At 37.1% G+C, this 25,367-nt stretch carries 19 protein-coding genes; 11 read left to right on the forward strand and 8 right to left on the reverse strand.

Annotated features, from left to right (window positions below):
• Positions 1-109: 109 nt before the first annotated feature.
• From ESZ48_RS04405 to ESZ48_RS04425, 6 genes are all read left to right on the forward strand, one after another.
• Complete coding sequence (locus ESZ48_RS04405) at positions 110-1,132, forward strand: ligase-associated DNA damage response exonuclease (protein WP_129016121.1); 1,023 nt, start codon at positions 110-112, stop codon at positions 1,130-1,132.
• Positions 1,129-2,721 carry an ATP-dependent DNA ligase gene (locus ESZ48_RS04410; RefSeq protein WP_129016122.1) on the forward strand — a complete coding sequence of 531 codons (1,593 nt, stop codon included), beginning with the start codon at positions 1,129-1,131 and terminating at the stop codon, positions 2,719-2,721. Before ESZ48_RS04405 ends, ESZ48_RS04410 begins: the two co-directional genes overlap by 4 nt.
• Positions 2,718-5,177 carry a ligase-associated DNA damage response DEXH box helicase gene (locus ESZ48_RS04415; RefSeq protein ID WP_262707957.1) on the forward strand — a complete coding sequence of 820 codons (2,460 nt, stop codon included), beginning with the start codon at positions 2,718-2,720 and terminating at the stop codon, positions 5,175-5,177. Before ESZ48_RS04410 ends, ESZ48_RS04415 begins: the two co-directional genes overlap by 4 nt.
• The gene (pdeM, locus tag ESZ48_RS04420; protein ID WP_129016123.1) at positions 5,174-5,824 is read left to right on the forward strand and encodes a ligase-associated DNA damage response endonuclease PdeM; all 651 of its coding nucleotides are present in this window, start codon (positions 5,174-5,176) and stop codon (positions 5,822-5,824) included. The genes ESZ48_RS04415 and pdeM overlap by 4 nt, the downstream gene beginning before the upstream one ends.
• 66 nt (positions 5,825-5,890) lie before the next feature.
• The gene (locus tag ESZ48_RS19220; RefSeq protein WP_190246190.1) at positions 5,891-6,028 is read left to right on the forward strand and encodes a hypothetical protein; all 138 of its coding nucleotides are present in this window, start codon (positions 5,891-5,893) and stop codon (positions 6,026-6,028) included.
• A gap of 291 nt (positions 6,029-6,319) precedes the next feature.
• Complete coding sequence (locus tag ESZ48_RS04425) at positions 6,320-6,493, forward strand: GNAT family N-acetyltransferase (protein WP_394345721.1); 174 nt, start codon at positions 6,320-6,322, stop codon at positions 6,491-6,493.
• A gap of 117 nt (positions 6,494-6,610) precedes the next feature.
• Here the strand turns inward: ESZ48_RS04425 and ESZ48_RS04430 are convergent, their stop codons facing one another.
• The 6 genes from ESZ48_RS04430 to tsaD all read right to left on the reverse strand — a co-directional run bounded on the left by ESZ48_RS04430 (position 6,611) and on the right by tsaD (position 13,074).
• Positions 6,611-7,801 carry a class I SAM-dependent methyltransferase gene (locus ESZ48_RS04430; protein WP_129016125.1) on the reverse strand — a complete coding sequence of 397 codons (1,191 nt, stop codon included), beginning with the start codon at positions 7,799-7,801 and terminating at the stop codon, positions 6,611-6,613.
• Positions 7,802-7,835: 34 nt separating this feature from the next.
• Positions 7,836-8,924 (reverse strand): AI-2E family transporter, encoded by a 1,089-nt coding sequence (locus ESZ48_RS04435; RefSeq protein WP_129016126.1) that lies wholly within the window; start codon positions 8,922-8,924, stop codon positions 7,836-7,838.
• A gap of 91 nt (positions 8,925-9,015) precedes the next feature.
• Positions 9,016-9,522 (reverse strand): TrmH family RNA methyltransferase, encoded by a 507-nt coding sequence (locus tag ESZ48_RS04440; protein WP_129016127.1) that lies wholly within the window; start codon positions 9,520-9,522, stop codon positions 9,016-9,018.
• A 210-nt stretch (positions 9,523-9,732) separates the two neighbouring features.
• On the reverse strand, positions 9,733-10,401 hold the full coding sequence (locus tag ESZ48_RS04445; RefSeq protein WP_129016128.1) for a DUF4159 domain-containing protein: 669 nt from the start codon (positions 10,399-10,401) through the stop codon (positions 9,733-9,735).
• A gap of 924 nt (positions 10,402-11,325) precedes the next feature.
• Positions 11,326-12,030, reverse strand: a complete 705-nt coding sequence (locus ESZ48_RS04450) for a 16S rRNA (uracil(1498)-N(3))-methyltransferase (RefSeq protein WP_129016129.1) — start codon at positions 12,028-12,030, stop codon at positions 11,326-11,328.
• 21 nt (positions 12,031-12,051) lie between these two features.
• Positions 12,052-13,074: a tRNA (adenosine(37)-N6)-threonylcarbamoyltransferase complex transferase subunit TsaD gene (tsaD, locus tag ESZ48_RS04455; RefSeq protein WP_129016130.1), complete on the reverse strand. Its 1,023-nt coding sequence runs from the start codon at positions 13,072-13,074 to the stop codon at positions 12,052-12,054.
• 106 nt (positions 13,075-13,180) lie between these two features.
• On the opposite strand from tsaD, the gene ESZ48_RS04460 reads away from it, so the two are divergent.
• The 4 genes from ESZ48_RS04460 to ESZ48_RS04475 all read left to right on the forward strand — a co-directional run bounded on the left by ESZ48_RS04460 (position 13,181) and on the right by ESZ48_RS04475 (position 20,749).
• The gene (locus tag ESZ48_RS04460) at positions 13,181-17,590 is read left to right on the forward strand and encodes a translocation/assembly module TamB domain-containing protein (RefSeq protein ID WP_223266357.1); all 4,410 of its coding nucleotides are present in this window, start codon (positions 13,181-13,183) and stop codon (positions 17,588-17,590) included.
• Between the two features lie 135 nt (positions 17,591-17,725).
• Positions 17,726-18,712, forward strand: coding sequence for a 6-phosphofructokinase (gene pfkA / locus ESZ48_RS04465; protein WP_129016131.1), 987 nt, complete (start codon positions 17,726-17,728; stop codon positions 18,710-18,712).
• A gap of 89 nt (positions 18,713-18,801) precedes the next feature.
• Positions 18,802-19,803 carry a type I glyceraldehyde-3-phosphate dehydrogenase gene (gene gap / locus ESZ48_RS04470; protein WP_129016132.1) on the forward strand — a complete coding sequence of 334 codons (1,002 nt, stop codon included), beginning with the start codon at positions 18,802-18,804 and terminating at the stop codon, positions 19,801-19,803.
• Between the two features lie 79 nt (positions 19,804-19,882).
• The gene (locus ESZ48_RS04475) at positions 19,883-20,749 is read left to right on the forward strand and encodes an N-acetylglucosamine kinase (protein ID WP_129016133.1); all 867 of its coding nucleotides are present in this window, start codon (positions 19,883-19,885) and stop codon (positions 20,747-20,749) included.
• Positions 20,750-20,878: 129 nt separating this feature from the next.
• Here the strand turns inward: ESZ48_RS04475 and ESZ48_RS04480 are convergent, their stop codons facing one another.
• Together ESZ48_RS04480 and ESZ48_RS04485 are read right to left on the reverse strand one after the other, a co-directional pair.
• A complete protein-coding gene (locus ESZ48_RS04480) occupies positions 20,879-21,259 on the reverse strand; it encodes a Rid family detoxifying hydrolase (RefSeq protein ID WP_129016134.1) in 381 nt (126 codons plus the stop codon).
• 85 nt (positions 21,260-21,344) lie between these two features.
• A complete protein-coding gene (locus ESZ48_RS04485) occupies positions 21,345-24,107 on the reverse strand; it encodes a putative LPS assembly protein LptD (RefSeq protein WP_129016135.1) in 2,763 nt (920 codons plus the stop codon).
• 88 nt (positions 24,108-24,195) lie between these two features.
• On the opposite strand from ESZ48_RS04485, the gene ESZ48_RS04490 reads away from it, so the two are divergent.
• Positions 24,196-25,341, forward strand: a complete 1,146-nt coding sequence (locus tag ESZ48_RS04490) for an N-acetylmuramoyl-L-alanine amidase family protein (protein WP_129016136.1) — start codon at positions 24,196-24,198, stop codon at positions 25,339-25,341.
• Positions 25,342-25,367: the final 26 nt, after the last annotated feature.

The following is a 25,367-nucleotide window of genomic DNA, read 5'->3' on the forward strand; positions in this document are numbered from 1 at the left end:
GGTAGTCATTCACAGCAAATTCAATGTCAATTCATTTTGCGCTCTTTGCGAAAGCTTTGCGCTTCTTGCGTTTTAAAACATCATAAAATTTTACTCACAAATAGAACATTTGAAACTCGTTAAATTCACGAAAAAAGGCATTTACTGCATCCCTGGAAAATTTTATCTCGATCCGTGGCTGCCGGTAGATTATGCAATTATTTCTCACGGTCATGCAGATCATGCGCGTAGCGGAATGACATACTATTTGTGCCAAACGGATTCGAAAGCTATTTTAAAACACCGTCTTGGGGCAGATATTCACATCGAATCTTTAAATTATGATGAGCCAAAGATGGTCAATGGGGTACAAGTTAGTTTTCATCCTGCCGGACATGTGATTGGATCTGCTCAAATTCGTTTGGAATATAAAGGTTTTGTGGTGGTCTTCAGTGGAGATTATAAAGTTAAAAATGACTATCTGACCATTCCTTTTGAACCCATCAAATGTCATGAATTCATAACAGAAAGTACATTTGGACTCCCGATTTACAATTGGTTGCCGGAAGAACAATTGCAGCAGCAAATGCACGATTGGGTCTTGAAAAATCAATCGCATCATAGAACAAGCGTTTTTTTGGGATATTCTTTGGGAAAAGCGCAACGCATCATGAAACTCATGGAAGGTGTCGATAAAATATATGTGCATTCTGCTATCCATAATTTAAATAAGGCAATAGAAAATTCAGGAATAGCACTTCCTCAGACTGAGTTGCTCCAATACGATTTTAAAAAAGAAGACCTTCAAAATAAAATTATCATCATGCCTCCCGGATTGTTGGGGTCGAAATTATTAAAGAAAATCCCCAACGCGGCTACCGCAATTTGTTCCGGATGGATGCAGATTAGAGGGAACAGACGTTGGCAAGCCGTGGATGCGGGATTTGCTGTAAGTGATCACGCCGATTGGAACGGGCTATTATCTGCCGTAAAAGCTACCGAAGCTGAAAAAGTTTATGTCACTCACGGAAGCCAAGCGACGTTTTCAAAATATTTGAATGAAATTGGAATTCCATCGGAAGAAGTGAAAACAGAATACGGTTCAGAAGAAGATGATAAGGAAATAGTCACCGAAAAAAAAGACGTCTTATGAAGCATTTTTCGGAACTCATCAGCGCGATTGAAATCACCAATAAAACCAATTCTAAAATTGATGCTTTGGTGGATTATTTGAAAGTTGCTCCAGAAAAGGATAAACTTTGGATCATTACCTTATTCACAGGAAAACGACCTTCAAGACCTGTCAAAACAACATTGATGCGCCAATGGTGTCTGGAAATTACCGGATATCCCGAATGGCTGTTTTTGGAAAGTTATAGCAGTGTGGGCGATTTGGGTGAAACCATTGCTTTGATGCTACCTGATCCAACACATAAAATTGAAAAATCCTTGAGCGCATGGATGGAAGAATTGATTGCCTTGCGACCAAAATCCGATGCAGAAAAAAAGATCTACGTGCTCAATGCCTGGTCAGGCCTGGAGATGCAAGAACGACTTATTTTTAATAAACTGATTGGCGGAAGTTTTAGGATTGGGGTTTCCAAGAAAACATTGGTCAATGCCTTGTCTAAATATTCGGGAATTGATGCCAATCAGCTCATGCACAGTATTATTGGAAATTGGGATATCAACAGTATCAGTTTTGACGATTTGATTCAAGGGGAACACATCAATTATGATAATTCCAAACCTTATCCATTCTGTCTTGCCTATGCTTTGGAAAAAGAGTTGCCAGAGCTGGGCAATCCTGACCAATGGCAAGTAGAATATAAATGGGATGGCATTAGAGGTCAGATAGTCAAACGCAATGGCGAGATTTTCATCTGGTCAAGAGGCGAAGAATTGGTGACGAGCCAATTTCCAGAACTGGTCAGCGCTATGGAGACATTCGAGGATGATTTTGTCATTGATGGTGAAATATTGGCGCTCAAAGACAACGCCGTTTTGTTGTTCAATGATTTGCAGAAACGACTGAATCGGAAAAATGTCAGCAAAAAAATGTTGGAAGAAATTCCGGTAGGTTTTTATGTGTATGATATTTTGGAATGGAATGGGCAGGACATTCGCGAAAAACCTATGATTTATAGACGTGAAATTTTAGAAAATTTATTGACTTCTGAAATCTTGTCAAAACAAATTGTAATTTCCGAAATCATCACTTTTTACCATTGGAATGAATTGGATGCGATCAGGAATCAAGCACGCGAGTACAACAGCGAAGGTTTGATGCTGAAGCAGAAAGATTCGCCCTATCATACCGGACGTAAAAAAGGCGATTGGTGGAAATGGAAAGTTGATCCGCTTACGATTGATGCCGTTATGATTTATGCGCAAAAGGGTAGTGGAAGGCGGAGTTCAAAATATACAGACTATACTTTTGCCGTTAAAAAGGACGATGGCTTGGTGACGGTAGCAAAAGCTTATTCAGGACTTACCGATGTAGAAATCACCGAAATTTCAAGATTTGTCAATAAAAACGCCATCGAAAAATTTGGACCGGTTCGTACTGTTAAACCTGAATTGGTTTTTGAAATTGCTTTTGAAGGGATTGCTTTGAGCAATCGTCATAAATCTGGCGTGGCTTTAAGATTCCCTCGAATTCTAAGATGGCGACGCGATAAAACCGTCGCCGATATTGATACCATTGAACAAGTTAAACAACTAATCATAAATCCAAATTGAAAAACGTTCAGGACTCACAAGGCTATCAAATTATTAGCGATTGGATGCAAGAAAAAGGGCAGAAACCCTTCGATTTTCAATTGCAGACCTGGAACCAGTATCATAACGGTTACAGTGGTATGGTAGTGGCACCTACAGGTTTTGGAAAGACATTTTCGGTGTTCCTTGCAGTCGTTATTGATTATCTCAATCAGCCAGAAGCGTATAAAAAAGGCATGAAGTTACTTTGGGTAAGTCCGCTGCGCTCCCTCGCAAAAGATTTGGCAAAAGCTATGGCCATCGCCGTAGAAGAAATTGGTTTGGACTGGCAAGTGGAAGTCAGGAATGGTGATACGCCACAAAAAGATCGGCGCCGACAGGAACGTTTGATGCCTGATGTGTTATTGACCACTCCAGAAACCCTTCACATATTATTTTCACAAAAAAACAATTCCCGATTTTTCAAAAGTTTGCATTGTGTGGCTGTTGATGAATGGCATGAATTGTTGGGTTCCAAACGCGGCGTACTCACAGAGTTGGCCGTATCCAGATTATTGAGCCTTTCAGAAAACATGAAAATTTATGGAATCACGGCCACCATAGGAAACTTGGATGAAGCTGGAAAGGTGTTGATTCCCTATAAAAACATTAAAACCAAGCGTATTGTTGCCAAAGAGAAAAAGAAGATTGACATCATTACCGTGCTTCCCGATGAAATTGAGGTGTTGCCCTGGGCAGGGCATATGGGCGTAAAAATGGCTTCTAAAATTATTCCGATTATCTACGAAAATAACACGACACTTATTTTTACAAACACCAGAAATCAAAGTGAGATTTGGTATCAACAAATTTTAAAAATTGAACCCGATTTGGCGGGACAGATTGCCATTCATCACGGTTCCATTGATGCGCAATTACGAAACTGGATTGAAGATGCTATTTCAGATGGACACCTTAAAGCAGTGGTGTGCACGTCGTCTTTAGATTTGGGCGTCGATTTTAAACCTGTGGATTGCGTCATCCAAATTGGATCGCCAAAAGGTATTGCTCGATTTATGCAGCGGGCTGGGCGTAGTGGCCATTCACCTTATGAAACCTCTAAAATTTATTTTGTGCCCACGCATTCGTTGGAATTGATTGAAGCTGCTGCACTAAAACAAGCCGTAAAGGATAAACGTATTGAGGCTAGAGAACCAATGGTACTCACTTTTGATGTGTTGATCCAATACTTAGTGACCCTGGCAGTGGGTGAAGGGTTTAATGAGAAAGCGCTTTTTAAGGCTATTCAGAAAGTTCATGCCTTCCATTATATGACTGAAGACGATTGGCATTGGGCACTTCATTTTATTACAGAAGGCGGGAATACTTTAAAATCTTACGAAGAATATCACAAAGTTATTTTGGATGAGGACGGTCTTTACAAAGTAAAAAGTAAGCGGATTTCTATGTTGCATCGGATGAACATTGGTGCCATAGTCAGTGATGCCATGTTAAAGGTGAAATTTTTCTCCGGAGGTTATATTGGAATGGTAGAAGAGTATTTTATTTCAAAGTTGAAACCCAACGATCACTTTATTTTAGCGGGTCGGGTTTTGGAAATGATCACCATAAAAGACATGACGGTGTTGGTGAAACGAAGCAAACGAAAATCGGCAATTACCCCAAGTTGGATGGGCGGCCGTTTACCATTATCATCATATCTAAGTAATTATCTTCGTGAGAAATTATCGGAATCCTTACATCCAAAAACGACTGAGAAAGAATTGAAATTTTTGCATCCGCTGATTTCGCAACAGGAAAAGAATTCGCACATCCCTGGAAAGGACGAATTCTTAATCGAAATGATTGAAACCAAAGACGGGCATCATGTCTTTATGTATCCGTTTGAAGGCCGATTGATCCACGAAGTCATGGCAGCTTTGATTGCTTACCGTTTAAGTTTGATCAAACCTTTGACTTTTACCATCGCTATGAACGATTATGGCTTTGAATTGTTGAGTGATCAAGCCATTCCCATTAATGAGGACACGATTAAGGATATTTTATCCAAAGAAAATTTAATGGAAGATGTTATTGGGAGTATCAATGCCTCAGAAATGGCCTCCCGTAAGTTTAGGGATATTGCGGTTATTTCAGGTTTGGTGGTGCAAAGTCAGCCGGGAACGCGAAAAAACAATAAAAGCTTACAATCCTCTTCTGGATTAATTTTCAGGGTTTTGGAAGATTACGAACCTCAAAACCTATTGCTGCGACAAGCCTACACCGAAGTTTTTAATGAACAATTGGAAGAAGTGCGGTTAAAAGAGGCCTTTGAACGTATTTCTAAAAGTAAACTAATCCTTAAATTTGCAACATCTTTCACCCCATTAAGTTTCCCTATAAAAGTGGACAGTTTACGCCAATCCTTAACCAGTGAGGATTTGGATGCCCGCATTAAAAGGATTCGCGACGAGGTGCTGAAGCAAACGCAAGTATGAGAATTATTACCAAAGACATTAGAGTTCAAGATGAAGTTTTGACGCTGACCAACCAACGTGCTGTTTTTTGGGAGAAAGAGAAAACCTTGGTCGTATCAGATTTACACATCGGAAAAACGGCACATTTCAGAAAGGCTGGTATTCCTATTCCTTCAGCGGTTTTGGACAGTGATTTAAACCGATTAAAAGGTTTGATGGATCATTTTGAAACGAAAACAGTTTTAGTTGTTGGCGATCTCTTCCATGCCGAGAATAATACCGACATTGATCAATTTGGACAGTTTCTACAACATCATGAAAATGTTAGCTTAGAGCTTATTAAAGGCAATCACGATCGTTTAAAAACTAGTTTTTACGAATCGTTGGGGATTACCGTTTTTAAAACGCATAAAGATGTCGGCGCATTCCGGTTTGTGCATGACGAACAGCATTGTGGCGAGGATACTTTCTGCATTTCAGGACATACCCATCCAGGCGTGACCATTAAAGGTAGAGGGAAGGTGTCAATTAAACTGCCCTGTTATGAAGTCTCTGAACACCGCTTGATTCTTCCTGCGTTTAGTGAATTTACAGGATTGAATACTAAACGAACGGTGGATTCTGCCGTATGTTATGGATTTACTGAAAAATCGGTATTTGAGATATGATTTTTAGTTTTAGCGCACGCCGCGACTTTTTTTTCGCTTTATATTTATAAATTAAATTCTAAGACAATGAAAAATTTATTAAGAGCGCTTGCCGCAGGTTGGGGAGCGAAGAAAATAGGAGGTGGTAAATGCGGATGTATTGGCACCATTATCTTATTCATTATTATATATGTCCTGCTTGGGCCAGTCTTTAATATGATATAATGATTGCGAAAAATCCAACGCAACGATTTGTTGATAATGAAAAACAGCTAATTGTGATATGTTCCGTTATGATTTGAGCTTGATGATAATAACCATCGAGAAAGCGAAAAATGCTGATGTGAACAAATTGACCGAATTAACGATACGGTAAAAATCTAATTGGAATTATACCCCAAAACAGATTGAACAGTGGACAGATGAATTGACTGTAACTTCAGATGATATCCATAAAAGAGAGGTTTATAAGTTAGTAGCTGACACTATTCTGATTGGATACTGTTCTTATTCTGAATTAGAAGAGAACACTACAAAATGCATGATATGTTTGTCGAACCACGGTTTATTGAACAAGGTTATGGCATATTGTTGGTCGCTGACTTTGTACATCGCATAAAAAGAGAAAAATATAATAAAGTAACTCTCGATGCCGATCCAAATGCAGAAGAGTTTCATAAAGAAATCTGATTAAATCGGTTGGAAAATTGGACAGCACTATCAAAGATCGATTTCTTCTGATTATGGAAATGGACATAACAATCTGGCAGGATGAAGACTTATAGGCTCGGATTTCTACCGTTAGACTTAGGTTTCTGAGTCGACTTTCGCGCAGACTAAAACAATTTTCTCGTTATTAATATCTGTAGTAAAAAAAATATAATCATCGCCACCATCTTTAATTTTAAATAAGTTCCGAATATTTTGAACCGTATCGGGAAAATTTCGGGTGGTCAAATTTGCCTTCTGAATATTAAGTGTTTTGATCTGCTTTTTATGATACGGCACGGCTTTTAATATTTTAAATGCCCTTCCGGGGAATAGAATCAACTTCTCACTCGTATAGAGATGGGAATGTTTATGCAGCTTTTTCACGTCGAAAGTTTCTGTCAATGAGTTAAATCCGCCAGATTTCATAATCGCTGAGTTTGGCTCATAAAGATAGGTGAGTGGTTCACTGTAAATGGTCTCAACCTGAGCTTCGTCTTCAATAAAAAACTCAAACTGTTCAGAACCACTATTCTTAAGGTTAACCGTCTTTATTTTTACCTTCCCAGAAAACCCATGTTCTAAAACCCATAACAATTCCTTCACCTCATTATTAACTGCAACAATATGAATGGTTTTTACATTTTCCAATTCATTCAAACCAATGCTAATATCCAATAGCGGCGACGTTTTAATGAGGATGTTTTTTGAACGAGACCATAAGACATCTAAATGTTCTGGAATATTTGGAAGGCAATCTTTTAGAAAGAATACTTTGCCCTTGCTATCGTGTCGGCGGGAAGGATCGACATAGATCCAATCATAATTGGCTGCGGAGTTTTGAAGAAATGAGATACCATCTTCAGCAATAATGTTGATGTTACTGACTTTAAATTTTTCAAAATTGTATTTGACAATAGTACTGAGATCGGCATTAAGTTCGCAATGCGTTACCTGTTTAAAAACCTTTCCAAAATAATAGGCATCCACGCCAAATCCACCCGTAAGATCAATGAGTGTTTCCCCCGAAATTAAGCGCGATTTATATTCGGCGGTCGCTTCAGAAGAGGTTTGTTCAATATTAAGTTTATTGGGATAATAAATATTGGGCTGATTAAACCAAGTTGGTAATTTCTTTTCACATCTGCTTTTTGCTTCAATTTGTTCAACAACTTCTGTAACGCTGACTTCAGTGAAAGAAACGCCTTTTAAAATCAGAACTGTGGGATCTGTTTTAAGATTTTGGTTGATATAATTTTGAACATCAGGATCTAAAATAGCAGAATTCATCGCATAAAATTTAATGCAATATTAACTATTACACTTAAAGATTCTTGGTCAATTGCTTAACGATTTTGTATTCTGATAGAAATTCTTTTGAAATCACTTTTAAAGTGGTGTAAAAAGGAACGGCAAGGATCATTCCCGGGATTCCAAAAATCAAGCCTCCAATAATGATCACAAGAAAAACTTCTAACGGATGGGAACGAACACTTTTACCAAAAATGATAGGCTGAGAAAAGAGATTGTCAATTAACTGTGCAATAGCCACGCCTATGAGAACTTTGACAAGTAGTGGTAATAAATCTGTTGAAAAATCCACACCTAAATTATTAGAAACCACCACCAAAATCATGACCACTCCACCAAGAAGAGGTCCCAAATACGGCACAATATTAAGAAATGCACAAATAACAGCAATGGCCAGTGCATTTTTGACGTCTAAATTTAACAATAACAAAAAATAGAAGACACCCATTATCGAAGTTTGAATCAGGAGTCCGATAAAATATCTTGACAAGAGCTCTTTCGCTTTATCCAAAACTCTTAAAAACCGACGTTCTTTTCCTTCTTCGGCAAAACTGGCTACGGCGTTGGAAATCATGCGGTCATCCTTCAGTAAAAAGAATGAAATGAACAAAACAGAAAACACACCTATGAAAAATTTACCGATATTATTTACAAAAATATCGACAAAACTAACTACAAACTCAGAGTCAAAATCTTGGACAAATTCAGTGCGTTTGATGGCTTCTATAATATTGATCTTTTCTACGCCCAAATATTCACTTGCTTGAATACTCAGTTCATTCAAATCGGTTTTGACCATTTCAAAATCTATTTCCGAAATGCTTTTACTCTGCTCTAATATTATGGGAACAAAAAGCCATAAAATCAAAGTGAAAAATCCTCCAATTAATAAAAGCGTTATAAAAGCCGATAAGTTTCTTCCTAATTTCAACCGATTCTTGAAAAAATAAACCACAGGTCTGAAAATAAGCGATATGATTCCAGCTATAAACAAATAAAGTAATAAGGACTGTATTTTATAAAGAAAGAATAATAGAACAATGATGCCAAATACAACGGCTAATGCTTGTAAAAGTCCTTTTGAAATCGTTTTTGCTTTCATTTTTTAAATATAAATCAAATTTAGTATGTGGTTGCAAAAAAGTTTAACGGTAATCAAAATTTAATTGCTAATTCTTAAAAAAATCATGAAATTATTTTTTTCGAAGTTGTTTTGTAATTTCATAAAGTGCAATATTAGTCGCCTGTACAACATTCATACTGCTATTTTGCCCAAACATATCGATGTGAATGATATGATCGGACCGTTCTAATAATATTTCAGAAATACCGAAGTTTTCATCTCCAATTAACAATACTATAGGGTGATTGGTATTCAATTCTATAGTATTGAGTGCCGTACTGGTATCTGTAATTTCTAATGCGATAATCTGATAGCCCGATATTTTAAGATTCTTGAGAACTTCTTCAGGATTTTCATTCCATTCAAAATTGACATATTTCTCTGTGGCTCTTGATGTTTGTGCCATCTTCCTTCCGAAAGGAACCGGAGTGCCGCATAAAATCAATTTTTCAATTCCAAAAGCATCTGCCGTTCTAAATAAACTTCCAATATTGGACGCATTCGTCACATTTTCACAAACCAATATGATGGGAAACGTATGTTGGCTAAATTTAGAAGTGTAATGGGTGAGCTGCATCAGGATTGGAGATTGTTGATTAACGATTTTTGATTTTTGAAGTGGGAAATGTGCTTCGCTATGGGTTAACTTATCAGACCATAGCTCGTTATAAACGGAAACAATCCGTTCTGATTGTTTAGCTTTGGTGAAATTTATAACTCATCAAATAATTAGTGATATTTCGTGAAATTAGTGTCCATAAAAAAAATCAATAAGTTCAAAACCCTTTTAGTTTTCAAAAACATACTTAATAATATTAGCGCCCATTTTTAACGCTTTTTCCCTGACTTCAAAAGGGTCGTTATGCACTTCTTCATCTTCCCAGCCGTTTCCTAAATCACTTTCATAAGTAAATAAAAGGACTAATCTATCCTTCTCAAAAATGCCAAATGCCTGTGGGCGTTGGCCGTCATGTTCATGAATTTTGGGCAATCCCTCAGGAAATTTAAAAGCTGAACTGAAAATGGGGTGTGTTTTTGGCAATTCGATTAATTCCTTATTTGGAAATAATTTTTTGAGTTCATTTACCAAGTAAGGTTCCATCCCGTAATTGTCATCAATATGTAAAAATCCACCAGAAAAAAGATAGTTTCTTAAATTCTCAATATCATTCTCATTGAAAAACACGTTGCCATGTCCGGTCATGTGTATAAAAGGAAATTGGAAAATATCAGGACTATCAGGTTCCACCGTCTCTGGCTTGGGATTGATTTTCGTATTGATATTAAGATTGCAATATGAAATCAAGTTAGGCAAGGAGGTTGGGTTGGCATACCAATCGCCACCACCTTTATACTTTAGGACGGCAATTTCTTGTGCATAAGTTGAAACGGATAGGCACAACGTAAAGACCAAAAGCGGGGCAAACTGTTTTAATGTTTTTAAATCGAATGTCATGTGTCAAAAGTATAAATAAAAATAGTGATACCGTAAAACAATAAAAATATTGGTTCACATTTACACTTCGACGAAATCAAAGAATTCAGTTCGCATTATTAAAAACGTGGAAAACACAAAACACAGTGCAATGGGCTCTTAATAACGAACATAGAATCCATTTGATTAAAGAGTTTTTAGGATTCACTTTTAATTTATACGACATTATACAAAACCGCTTTATTTTTGAATGTTTTAATGAGAGATATCGCTCCTACGGAGCTCGTGGTTTATCTCAATCGTTTTAATCTATTGATATGACGCTCCTATGGAGCTTTTAGCATCATGAATAGTGAATAAAGTTTGGGTCATTTTATGCAAATATGTTTTGCAGAAAATCCTCAGCGTGGTTCTATTTTATTAAAAATGTAAGAATATTTAAGAGGGACATGTAATGAATGGCAATATACGTAACTACTTTATTTTAGAATATTTTGATAAGAGATGTCGCTCCTAAGGAGCTCGTGGTTTATCTCAATCGTTTTGATCTATTAATCTGACGCTCCTATGGAGCTTTTAGCATCATGAATAGTGAATAATATTAATTTCATTTTATACAAATGTTTTTGTCTGAGAAGCCTCAGCGTGGCGCCATCTTAATAGAAACATAGAGATTAACGCATTTAGCTCCAGAGGAGCGACATAAAATGGGTGGTAAAAAAAACATATTTAATATCATTAATTGTAAAAAAATTCACATCATTTTTATGTATTTTTTGTCAGAGAAGCCACAGCGTGGCGCCATCTTACTAGAAACATAGAGATTAACGCATTTGAGCTCCAGAGGAGCGACATATAATGGGTGTGAGAAATAGTAGAATTAATTTAGATTTTTTTATCTAAAATGATGTTAGACAAGATCATACAACATCCTATATTAAGCTCTTATTCATTTGAAAAGGCAACACTATGACACGCTACAATAGCTGCGGTTTCTGTGCGTAAACGTGTATTTCCCAGGGTTACAGGTTTGAATCCTAAGGCAATGGCTGCCTTGATTTCATTCGGACTAAAATCGCCTTCAGGACCGATCAAAATAAGCACATCACTTTGCGGTTGTAAAGCGTTTTTTAAAGAAGTGCGTTCTGTTTCTTCACAATGTGCAATAAACTTTTGTCCGTTGAATGGTTGATTTATAAAGTCATTAAATGAAATAGTTTCATTCAGTACGGGCATATAATAAAGCAAAGCTTGTTTCATCGCCGACTGAAGGATTTTCTCAAATCTGTCAGTTTTAACGACTTTGCGCTCACTGTGGTCGCAAATAATTGGGGTGATAGCGTCCACGCCAATTTCAGTTGCTTTTTCTAAAAACCATTCATACCGATCGTTCATTTTTGTTGGCGCTACTGCCAAATGAACTTTATAGTTTCGAGCAGGTTCAAACGCTTTGGAAATTATGGACGCCACACAGTTTTTAATATCTGCATTGGTGATTTCGGCAACAAATAACCAACCTATCCCATTGGTGATATGGAGTTGATCGCCACTGTTTTTGCGAAGCACTTTTACAATATGCTTGCTTTCATCTTTTGAAAATAAGATTTCCGGCGTGTTTTCGTCAATATTGGGATTATAAAATAATTGCATTGAGGTGTTGGTTCTGTAGTTTTAGATTTTGAGTCGAGAGGAAGCTGTGATATCTTGTTGAGCAAAATCGCCGTCCAGAAATTTCAAATATCCCACAATGGCAATCATTGCAGCATTATCTGTTGTGAATTCAAATTTCGGCACATAAGTGGTCCATCCAAATTTGGCCTCACCATCTTTTAATGCTTGTCTAATTCCGGTATTTGCTGAAACACCACCGCCAATAGCAATATGATTGATGCCCGTTTGCTTTGAAGCAAGTTTCAATTTATCAATCAAAATTCCGATGATGGTATATTGAATAGAGGCGCAAATGTCATTCAAATTCTCCTCAATAAAATTTGGATTTGCTTTGGTTTCTTTCTGAATAAAATAAAGAATGGCGGTTTTTAATCCGGAAAAACTAAAATTCAGGCCCTCTACTTTAGGCTTAGTGAATTTATAGGCTTTCGGATTTCCCAATTTTGCGCGTTTGTCAATTTCAGGACCGGCAGGATATCCCAAGCCCAAAATTTTTCCGCTCTTATCAAATGCTTCGCCCACAGCATCGTCAATAGTTTCACCAATGACTTCCATGTCAAAATGAGAGTTGACTTTGACTATTTGCGTATGGCCGCCCGAAATGGTCATCGCTAAAAAAGGAAAAGGAGGTTTATTAAATCCTTCTTCATCAATAAAATGTGCAAGAATATGGGCCTGCATATGGTTGACATCAATTAATGGAATGTCAAGGCCATAAGCCATCGATTTTGCAAACGAAGTGCCTACCAATAAGGATCCCATTAAACCAGGACCACGCGTGAAAGCAATAGCGCTCAGTTGTTTTTTATCAACATTGGCGCGTTTTAGGGCCTGCTGAACCACCGGTACAATGTTTTGTTGATGCGCTCGTGAAGCCAATTCTGGCACGACGCCACCGTAAGCTTCATGGATACTTTGACCCGCTACAACATTACTCAGGATTTTCCCGTTAAGCATTACCGAGGCCGCAGTATCATCACATGAAGACTCAATTGCAAGAATATAAATATTTTGTGTTGCCATTAGTAAGAATTAGGCACAATAATTGTTAATTTTGACTTCAAAGTTATAACTTTTAAAACGCATCAAAAAACTTTTAAAAATAGCATCTAAAATTGTAGCAATAATTGTGTTGCTATTCATCATTTTGGTGCTGATTCTTTCTATTCCGCCAGTTCAAACATTTTTGGGTAAAAAAGTGACCAAACGCATCAATGATGATTATGGCACCCATATCTATATCAATAAAGTTGGGCTTCGATTTAATGGCGATGTGGAAGTTAAAGGTATTTATATTGAAGATTATAAACAAGATACTTTAATAGGTATTGATGTTCTGAACACCTCCATTCGAAATTACAGAAATCTTTATAATAATAAATTGACTTTTGGCGATATTGATGTAAAAGGTTTAACTTTTAATATCCGAACATATTTAGGTGAAGATCAGACCAATTTAGATGTTTTTGTGGCGCGGTTTGATGAAGATAATCCGAGGCCTGATAAAAGCAAGTTTTTACTGTCCTCAAGTGATGTGTCCATTTATGGAAGCACGTTCAGAATGATTAACGACAACAATGAAAATCCAAAAATCCTTGAGTTCAACAATCTGAACATGAATGCTACCAATTTCTTGATCCATGCTAGCGATGTTAGTGCACGGATAAATACGCTCACTTTTAAGGATAGTAGAGGATTGACCGTAAAAAACATGGTTACGGATTTTGAATACACCCTGGACCACATGACCTTTGCCGATCTTTCCATAACCACACCCAATTCTTTTCTAATTGGCGACTTGACCTTTAAGTACAAGCGTGAAGATTTACAGGATTTCACCAACAAAGTGGAAGTTGTCGCCTCCTTTAAGGATTCTGATGTGATGCTCAATGAATTGAATACCTTTTATAACGAATTTGGTATTGAAGATCATGCTAGATTTAGCGTGAGCTTGAGTGGGACACTTAATGACCTGACCATGATGAACCTGAGGCTAAACACCAGTAGTCAAACAAAGGTTTATGGCGATATCAACTTTAAGAACTTATTTAATAGTGAGAGCAATACTTTTGAAATGGATGGTGATTTTAGCAATCTTTCATCCAATTATTATGATTTAAGATCGCTCATGCCTAATGTTTTGGGCGCTTCAATCCCGAGTATTTTTTCAAAATTGGGAGGTTTTACCATTTATGGAAAGACGAAAATAACATCCACCGACATTGTTGCCGATTTAAAGATCAATACAGCACTTGGACATATTGAATCCAATCTCAATTTGTTGCGATTTAATGATATTGACAACGCCAGCTACAAAGGCAATGTTGTTTTTGAGGATTTTGATCTTGGAGAGATACTTAACGATCCAAATATAAAAGAAACCACATTCGACATGGAAGTGGACGGAAAGGGGTTCACGCTCGAGAATTTAAAGACCAACATTAAAGGGCATGTTTTTAGTCTGGATTACAACAATTACAACTACCAAAATATTGACATTTCTGGTCAATTGGGAAATAAGATATTCAACGGTGATTTAGTTTCTCAGGATGAAAATTTGAAATTTAAATTCAAAGGATTGGCGGATATGTCAAAAGAAGTCAGTTCATTGGATTTTACTGCTGAAGTGGAATATGCCAACCTAAGAGCTCTCAATTTTGTCAAAAAGGACAGTATCTCCATTTTTACTGGCGACATAATGATGGATATGGATGGCTCAAATATTGACGACGCCTTTGGTAAACTTAATTTCAATAATACAACCTATACCAATCAAAACGATACTTACTATTTTGATGATTTTGAAATCACTTCACGATTTATTGAGAATGAACGCATCGTTGAAATTAATTCTCCAGATATTATTGAGGGTCAGGTGAGTGGTATCTTTAAGTTTAAGGACATTGGTAAACTGGTGAAAAACTCCATAGGCAGTATTTATACCAATTATGTTCCGCATAAAGTTCAAACCGACCAATACATCGATTTTAACTTTACGATTTACAATAAAATCGTGGAAGTGTTTTACCATGACTTGGAGCTTGGAAAAAACACGTTTGTAAAGGGACGGATTGAGAGTGATCAGCGCGGATTTAATTTGACTTTCAATTCGCCTAAGATAAAATTGCTCGATTATTTTGCTAATGACATTCAGGTAACCATAGACAATGGCAATCCTCTTTTTAACACGTTTATAGAGATAGATTCCATCAATACCAAGTTTTACAACGTCTCAAAGTTCAACCTTATCAACGTTACGGTAAGGGACACCCTGTTTATCAAATCTGAATTTAATGGCGGCAAACTCAATAAAGACCATTACAATTTGAGTTTGTTTTACACTATCGATGCAGATAACAAATCTGTTGTGGGTTTTAAAAGGTCAAATATTACCCTTAAGGAAAATGATTGGATTGTAAATGCACAGAAAGACCAACTCAATAAAGTAACTTTTGATAGAGATTTCAGGGAGTTTAATATTTCTGATGTCGTCTTCAATCATAAAGATGAAGAAATTCAATTATCAGGTATGTTGCGGGATTCTACTTATAAAGATATCAAGCTCAGTTTCATGGACGTGGATCTCAATAAAGTGACACCCACTATAGACAGCCTCAGTTTTGGTGGTATTTTGAACGGTAAATTGGACATTCTGCAACAAAACGGAGTCTATGTGCCGGATTCAAACTTGAGCATTGAAAATTTTACGTTTAATGATTATATGCTGGGTGATTTAAAAGCGGATATTGTGGGTAACCAATCGCTTACCAATTATATTGTCGACTTATCTTTAAGGAACGACAATTTGAAGTCATTGGACGTCACGGGTAATATTGACGTTAGCGCAACCAATTCCAATATTGATCTGGACGTTTCATTTGATGAATTTGATTTGGAACCACTCAATGTTTTTGGTGCGGATGTCATCACAAATATCCGAGGGTTGGCATCAGGGGAGGTTACGGTTTCTGGACAATTGAAAAAACCACAAATTGAAGGAACGCTTATTTTGGACAATGCAGGATTGGCCATACCGTATTTGAATGTGGATTATGCCTTCGACTTTGATTCAGAAGTCACTTTAAAAGACCAAAGATTTGTTTTTAATGATGTGGTGCTTACAGATTCTGAATTCTTTTCAAAAGCGACATTGAACGGATTTATGTCGCATCATAATTTTTCTGATTGGAAATTAGGTTTGGATATTGAGACCAACCGATTATTGGTTTTAAACACGGAAGATGCGGAAGATGCACTGTATTATGGAACAGCGTTTATGAACGGTTCTGCAAGCATTTATGGACCAACAGATCAATTGGTGATTGAAGTGGATGGCAGTACGTCTCAAGGCACTGTATTTAAGATTCCATTGAATGATGTTGAAAGTTTTGGAGACAACTCATATATCCACTTTTTGAGTCCCGAAGAAAAAGCCGCCCGTTTAAAGGGAGAAATCATTACCGAAACCCAGGTCAAAGGTTTGGAGCTAAAGTTCGACTTAAATATCAATCAGAATGCGGATATTGAAATTGTCATTGATAGAAACTCCGGAAGCACCATTCAGGGCAGTGGAGAAGGCAACCTATTGTTTGAAATCAATACCAACGGAAAGTTTAAAATGTGGGGAGATTTTTCAGTGTTTAAGGGAATTTATAACTTCTCTTATGGTGGTTTGATACAGAAAAATTTGGTCGTTGAACCTGGTGGCAGTATTATTTGGGAAGGTGATGCCTTAAAGGCGCAAATCAATTTAAAGGCCATTTACAAAACAGAGGCCAATCCATCGGTTTTATTGGATAATCCGATCAACCGAAGTATCCCGGTAAATGTGGAAATTAACCTTACAGGACAGTTGGAACAGCCCACTCCAGATTTTAACTTGGCCTTCCCCAATGCGAGTTCAACCGTAAGGTCAGAGCTTGAATACCGACTGGAAACTAAGGAAAGCAGAGAGAACCAAGCACTTTTTCTATTGGCGACAGGTTCTTTTGCCAGTGAAATCAGTTTAGGCCAACAAGCTTATGGTACCATTGCAGATCGTGTGAACAGTCTGTTCAATGACTTGCTTTCAAGTGACGATGATAAGCTCAAATTGGGCCTAAATTTTCAAGCAGGAGAGCAAACACCGGATTACAGATCAGATGATCGTTTAGGCTTGACCTTAAGTACTAAAATCAGCGATCGCGTGTTGTTTAACGGGAAAGTTGGAGTGCCAATTGGGGGTGTCAATGAAACGGTTATTGCTGGAGATGCTGAAATAGAGCTTCTGTTGAATGAGGACGGAACCTTATCTGCGAAATTTTTTAATAGAGAAAATAACATTCGGAATTTTGGTGAGGAAATTGGCTATACTCAAGGCGTTGGATTATCCTATAATGTGGAATTTGACACGTTTAGGGAATTGCTGAGAATCATCTTTTCAGGAAAAAATAGAAAAGATAATCAGGCGGTTGAAACTAAAAATGTAGGCACGAGAGAAGAAAATCCGCTTCCTGAATATGTCAAAATGAAGAAGAAATCAGATAAAAAGGAGAATTAAACCATCTGTTTTTTTAACAATTTCCATTTAGTTATTAACGAAATCGATTGAATTCCCTAATACCCAGTAAAATATCACAAATCCCGTCTTTATTATAGTATATGTTTAGTAATTTTACTTTACTAAAAAATTTAAATGTCAAAAAATATAAAAAAAATAGGGGTTATGACCTCGGGAGGCGACGCTCCAGGAATGAATGCAGCCATTCGTTCCGTAGTCAGAACCTGTGCCTATCATAATATAGAATGTGTAGGTATCTATCGTGGATACGAAGGGATAATGGAAGGTGATTTTAAGCCCATGGACGCACGTAGTGTCAAAGGGATTATCAACAAGGGCGGAACCGTTCTTAAATCTGCTCGTTCAAAAGCATTCAGGACACCTGAAGGTCGCAAATTTGCTCATGACCAACTTATAAAAGCCAATGTTGATGCGCTTGTTGTTATTGGTGGAGACGGAACGTTCAATGGCGGATTGGTTTTCAATAAGGAATATGATTTCCCCATTATTGGGATTCCTTGTACGATAGACAATGATATTTTCGGAACCACACATACCATCGGATTTGATACCGCATTAAATACTGTAGTAGATTGTATAGATAAAATCAGAGATACTGCAAGTTCTCATAACCGCTTATTTTTTGTGGAAGTTATGGGGCGTGACGTGGGGCATATTGCATTGAATGCTGGTGTTGGTGCCGGTGCAGAAGAGATTTTGATTCCTGAAGAGAATTTGGGTCTTGAACGTCTTTTGGAATCTTTACATAGAAGTAAACGTTCAGGCAAATCTTCGAGTATTGTTGTGGTAGCTGAAGGTGATAAAATAGGAAAAAACGTTTTTGAGCTGAAAGATTATGTTGAAGCCAATATGGACGAATATGACGTTAGGGTTTCTGTTTTGGGCCATATGCAACGCGGGGGAGCACCTTCATGTTTTGATAGGGTTTTGGCCAGTAGAATGGGCGTAAAAGCTGTAGAAACACTGTTGGAAGGAAAAACGAATTATATGGTTGGTTTGCTCAATGAGAAAATGGAATTGACCCATTTAAGAGAGGCTGTCAAAGGAAAGTCAAAAATAGATAGGGAATTACTACGTGTGTCAGAAATTATGACCACGTAAAACTTGCTTCGCCATCATGTGCTTAATGGATATGAAGGGGAAGAGTGTAAATAAATAATTAATAATAATATTAATAAAATATATAAAAAATGTCAAATTTAAAATTAGGAATAAACGGTTTTGGAAGAATAGGGAGAATTGTGTTTAGAGCAACCTTAAACAAACCAAATGTAGAAATAGTAGGAATCAATGACTTATTGGAAGTCGAGCATTTAGCTTATTTATTAAAGTATGATTCTGTACACGGTAGATTTGATGGTACGGTTGAAGTTAAAGACGGCCATTTAGTTGTCAATGGAAAAACTATTCGTGTAACCGCTGAAAGAGATCCACGTAACCTTAAATGGGATGAAGTAGGAGCAGACGTAGTTGCTGATTGTACCGGGATTTTCACCACTTTAGAATCTGCAAATTACCATATTGAGGCAGGTGCCAAGAAAGTAGTTATTTCTGCACCAAGTAAAGATGCTCCAATGTTTGTTATGGGGGTTAACCACAAAGAGGTGAAAGCTTCAGATAAAATTGTATCTAATGCCTCATGTACCACAAACTGTTTGGCTCCAATGGCGAAAATTATGGATGATAATTTTGGTATTGAAGAAGCATTGATGACTACGGTACACGCAACAACTGCTACACAGTTAACGGTTGATGGCCCTTCTAAAAAAGATTTTAGAGGAGGTAGAAGTGCGTTACTGAACATTATACCTGCTTCAACAGGTGCTGCAAAAGCTGTAGGAAAAGTAATTCCTAAATTGGATGGAAAATTAACAGGGATGGCATTCCGCGTACCAACTGCAAACGTATCGGTGGTGGATTTAACAGTAAGAACTGTTAAGGAAACTTCTTTGGATGCGATCAAAAAAGCCTTTAAGGATGCTTCTGAAGGGGAGATGAAAGGTATCGTTGGGTATACTGATGAGTTGGTGGTTTCTCAAGATTTTGTGGGAGAAACAAACACATGTGTATTTGATGCCGATGCTTCAATTGAGCTAAATTCAAGATTCTTCAAAGTAGTGGGATGGTATGATAACGAATTCGCATATTCTACCAAGTTGGTTGAATTGGCAGAACACATCCATTCTTTATAATTAACCCATATCAATCCGTGTAGGTTCACTAAATTTATTGAGATTTGAACTTATACGGATTTTTTCATTCAATAAACACATGATATTAATAGTTGATAGTGGTTCTACAAAAGCCGACTGGATTTCAGTAGATCAAAGCGGAAAGCAATTACAGGAAAAAATAAGGACCGGTGGTTTGAATCCAGAAATTCTTAAGGAGAAGAAACTCTACAAGATTATAAGAAAGAGTGAAGAATTGGCTTTAATCAAGCGCGACGTTACTCATGTGTTCTTTTATGGTGCCGGTTGTGGTACTGAAAATCCGAAATTATTACTTAAACGAGTCCTCGAAGATATTTTTGTAAACGCGGAGGTTGAAGTTACTGAAGATACCATGGCTGCCGTAAGGGCGACTTTGAATAATGATGATGAATCCGCCATAGTTTGCATCTTGGGTACTGGTTCAAATTGCAGTTATTACGACGGCGAAAAAATAGATCAGCGCATACAATCGTTGGGATATACTTTAATGGATGATGCTTCAGGCAATTATTTTGGGAAACAATTGGTACGTGATTATTACTTTAATCATATGCCAGAAGCGATAAAAATATCCTTTGCGGACAAATATAATATGGACGCAGATTACATTAAATACAATCTCTATAAGCAACCAAGTCCTAATGCTTATTTAGCGAATTTTGCAGAATTTCTGTTTTTGAATATAGATTCAACCTATATCCAAGAGATGATTAAAGAAGGCATGCGAATATTTGCAAGAAACATGATTTTCCAATATAAGGACGAAGTTAAAACGGTTCCGGTTCATTTTGCTGGATCAATAGCTTTTTTCGCTAAAGATCAGATTCTTGAAATAGCAGAAGAAATGGGTTTCACTGCAGGGAATTTTGTACGCCGACCTATTGAAGGTTTGGTGGGTTATCATACAAGGAAATTTCAAAGCTAAATTCGGAATTAAATTAAGAACCACAGGATATTAAAACCCATTGAAGGGTAAGTAATAAAATAAAAAAGCAGTGTCAGTTTTTAAACAACGACACTGCTTTTTTTATATTGAGAATATTGAATTTTGGGATTACTTCACCGCAATCATACTGATCTCAACATTCACAAATTTAGGAAGATTGGCTACTTCTACCGTTTCTCTTGCTGGGGCAGTAGCTTCATTAAAATAGCCACCATAAACCTCATTGATTTGTCCAAAATTGTTCATATCGCTGATAAAAATAGACGATTTGACAACGTTTTCAAAAGTCATATCGGCAGCAGCTAAAACGGCTTTCAGGTTTTCCATCACCTGCTTGGTTTCCGCAACAATGGAATCAAGGACAAGTTCATTGGTCTTTGGATCAAAAGCTATTTGTCCGGAAGTATATAGCGTATTCCCCGTTAAGATAGCTTGATTATAAGGTCCTATTGGTGCAGGAGCATTTGGTGTGTTGATGATTGTTTTCATAATGAATCGTATTTTATTTTTTTCCCTCAATAGGGTATTCTTATTTTAAACTTGGAATTTAAAATTTGGAATTTAAATTTTGTAATTATAGTCTTTTATCAGGCGAACGTTGTTTGTCGTATTTGATATCCTTTAATAAACTCGATTTGATTCCGATAAAAAAGTTCCATGAACTTCGCTCGCTAAATGGAATCCAGCTAAAGTTCATCCGCCAGCTCATAAGATCACGTTCAAACCTGAGTTGTGTATAAGTGAAACCTTGATTTTTAAAATCATATCCTGAGGAGACACCCACCGTCCAACGAGGCGTCAAATCTATGTCTCCTGAGAACATCAAGGAGTTTGATGAAATCTCATTTTGTCGTGCACTGTTGGAGTAGTTGACCGCCCATGCCAAACGCAAGCTCCACGGAATCGTGAAATTATAAAACTCAGATTTTTCCTCTTTACTTCGGTCGCGATCTTCATCTTCCAATCGTTGATCGGCAAAATTTTGTGATTTCCCGAATAAATCATCTGCACGGCCACCACTAAGAACAGATTCATCGATGGCTCTTTGGTCAGGCTCTTTTCGCCCTGAAAAACTAGTACTACTTAAAGAATAACTCACATTCATGCTTGCGGAGGTCATCCTAAATAAACTTCCACCATTGCTGATGTTAAATTTGTCCACACGTCGGTTATTGTTGTCAAGAGCGTATGGATCCAAGGTCATTCCAAAATTGACGTTCATTTTATTGTCTAATAACTGGGTTCCACCAGAAACCCTTAACGGACTCCATTGCAGAGAATCGCCGGCAAAATTATAGGAGGACGACAAGTTGAGATTATTCAATAAAATGATTTTTTTAGGCTCAGTTTTGGTAGAATCCCTATCTCTTACTTTGGCTTCAAAATTATTACCTAATGAAAAACCCATCGAACTCGAGAAATTTTTATTTGGTGCACCATAAAGAGATTCTTCAAATCGACTGTATTCCGCTCGCGTCAGATCGCCATTGGCAGTAATATAATCAAAGGAATCATAATACTCATCAAATGCCGGATTGATATTATAGCTTATGGAAGGCCTCATGATATGTCTGATGGCCTTAATTTTAGTGTCTTGCCCTGGCTTTTGAAAATTGAACATCCCATAAATGCTCGTTCCAATACTGGTGCTGAAATTATAGGTCCTATAACTGTCAAAGCCTGTTAAATCTTCCTTTAAGACAGCATTTTCTCCTTGATCATAATATTTTCTAATGGTGTTCAAAGTCCAGTTTTCCTGAAAATTCGTATTGGCACTAACACTAAAATACTTAAATATTTTAAAGTTTGTAGAGATTGGAATGCTTTGCTGCACACCAACACGAGCGTCCTCAAACATTTCTGGTTTAAAGAAAAGTGAATCTGTAGTTCTTATCCTATTCTGCGCATTGACATTATATTGAAAATTGATATTGTTGATTATTCCTTTTTTAGACCCAACTTTTGGCGCAAACGGGAAAATTCTGCTCACACTTCCCTGAAAGGTAGGTAAGGTCATATCAATTTGTTGCGTCCTTGTGTTTTGTGAGTGGGTGGCGGTCAAACTGACATTGACCTGTGGTTCACCAATAAAGGATTTGGAATAAGAGACGGATGACGATAAGGTGTTATTTAGAAAGTTAGAGGCATTCATTTGATTGACAGACTCTTGATAATACTTACTACTTCCTAAGTTGACAGATGCTGAGAAACGAGAACTCGGATTCGCTTTTGCATCCTGAGAATGTGACCATCTGATATTATAGATGGAAGATTTTGAATAATCAGGAAAGCCACGTTCACTGTTGATTAAGCTCTCATATCTAATCCCAAGATTTCCTCTAAATTTATAACGTGCGGCATAGTTGCTTTCCGTTCTGAAACCATAGCTTCCATTGGTATAATAATCACCATACAATGACAAATCCACATAATCACTTATAGCAAAATAATACCCTCCGTTTTGCAGGTTATAACCACGCCTGCTGTCTTGACCAAAAGTCGGGAGCAGAATTCCTGAAGTTTGTTTTTGTGACAATGGAAAAAAAGCAAAAGGCAACCCAATAGGGGTAGGTACATTATAAATATACATATTGGTCAAGCCGGTGACCACCTTTTTATTGGGAACAATTTTAGCTTTTCGCATTAAAAAATAAAACTCCGGATCCTCATGGTTTTCTGACGTTGTGAATTTTCCGCGATTGATAAAATAAACCGAATCATTTTCCTTTTTGGTCACATCTGCAATAATATAACCACCACTTTGTTCTGTTTTTGAATTAAAGATCAATGCTTTTTTGGTTTCTGTATTGAAGATAATCGAATCTGGTTCTACAAGATTGGCACCCTGTTTAAAAGTAGGGGCTTGAGAATAAACACCAGCGGAATCTTTTAATCGTCCGGCATAAACCAAGTTTTTATTATGGTCAATGACAATTATCCCTGCCTTGATCTCCATATCCTGATAGTACACTTCCGCTTCGTTATATAAGGTAGTTTGTTTTAAACGTTGATTAAGAGAGACATACTCTTTGGCTTTATAATTAACAACGGCCTCCAGAAAATCCTTCTTTTTTGGAATTGTATCCTGCAAAATACTATCCGTTTCCTTGAGTGTTGCTGTGGGAGTCAATAGAGAGTCAATGTTGATGGACACCCTCATACTGTCATTTTCCGTTTTTGGCAAGATGGGCGTTTGCGTTTTTGGCAGGTCTTGAGCCCACCCCAAAGTGTTAATAAACACTGTAAAACTCAGGGAAAAAAGTATATGAAAGCTTTTTGTACGCAACGCTTTTAAGTGTATTTTTGTAAAAGTATGGCTTGGTTTTTGAAAAGTCAAAATTACATATATTTTTTTGTGATTAATTACTATTCAAACAAAATTTAATAATTAAAATAAACCAAGTTTTTTATACGTTTATACCTTTATGAGAACGCAATTATATTACATCTTCGTATTTAGTATCTGTTTATTTACTGGTTTTTTAACACCTGCCCAGGCCTTTCAAAAAAACAAGGGTCAATTTGTGGTGGTGTTGGATGCTGGTCATGGTGGCAATGATCCCGGTAACGTGGGAAATGGTTATAAAGAGAAAGAAATTGCTCTTAACATCGTTTTGACGGTGGGCAAATCTTTAGAGAAACATCCAAATATAAAAGTGATTTACACACGTAAAACGGATGTTTTTGTACCTCTTAGAGATCGTGCAAAAATCGCTAATAATGCCGATGCCGACCTATTTGTATCGGTACACTGCAACTCGCACCACTCTAGTGCGCACGGTACGGAAACCTTTGTTCTGGGCCTACATGAAAACCAACGCAACTTTGAAATTGCCAAAAAGGAGAATGAGGTTATTTTTCTAGAGGACAACTATGAATCCCATTATGACGGATTTGATCCCAACTCGCCAGAATCCTTTATAGGCCTGACTTTAATGCAAGAGGAGTATCTTGACCAAAGTACCCAATTGGCCAGGCTGGTTCAAGATAACTTTACCAAAACCTTAAAACGAAACGATAGAGGAGTTAAACAAGCAGGATTCTGGGTGTTGCATAATACATATATGCCAAGTGTTTTGGTAGAAACAGGGTTCTTGACCTACAAGCCGGAAGGTGCTTATCTGAATTCGGTAAAAGGTCAAAATGAAGTTGCTTTGTCCATTTACAAAGGGCTAATGGATTATAAAATGATCTTGGATAGAAATGTGGGACAAAACGTCTATAAAGATGTCGCCATTACGGAGACTATCGTAGAAGCTGTAAATGATGAAATCAACTCTGGAAACAGCAATAAACGCGTGTATTCCAACACCGTTTTTAAAGTGCAATTGGCAGCAAGTTCAAATAAAATTGAACCTAAATCGTTTAATTTTAAAGGCTTAAAGGATATTTCCAGAGAACAGGAGGGCAAACTTTATAAATATTTTTATGGCGATACTTCTGACTATAATGAAATTAAAAAAATGGTTGAATTTGCAAAGTCAAAAGGCTATCCCACCTCATTTATTGTGGCTTTCCAAAATGGGCAACGTGTTGACTTATCTTCAGTAATCAATTCTCCCTCTAATTAAAAAGATTCTTAATATTTTTATTCCTA

Source organism: Gelidibacter gilvus (assembly GCF_004115975.1).
Taxonomy (GTDB): domain Bacteria; phylum Bacteroidota; class Bacteroidia; order Flavobacteriales; family Flavobacteriaceae; genus Gelidibacter; species Gelidibacter gilvus.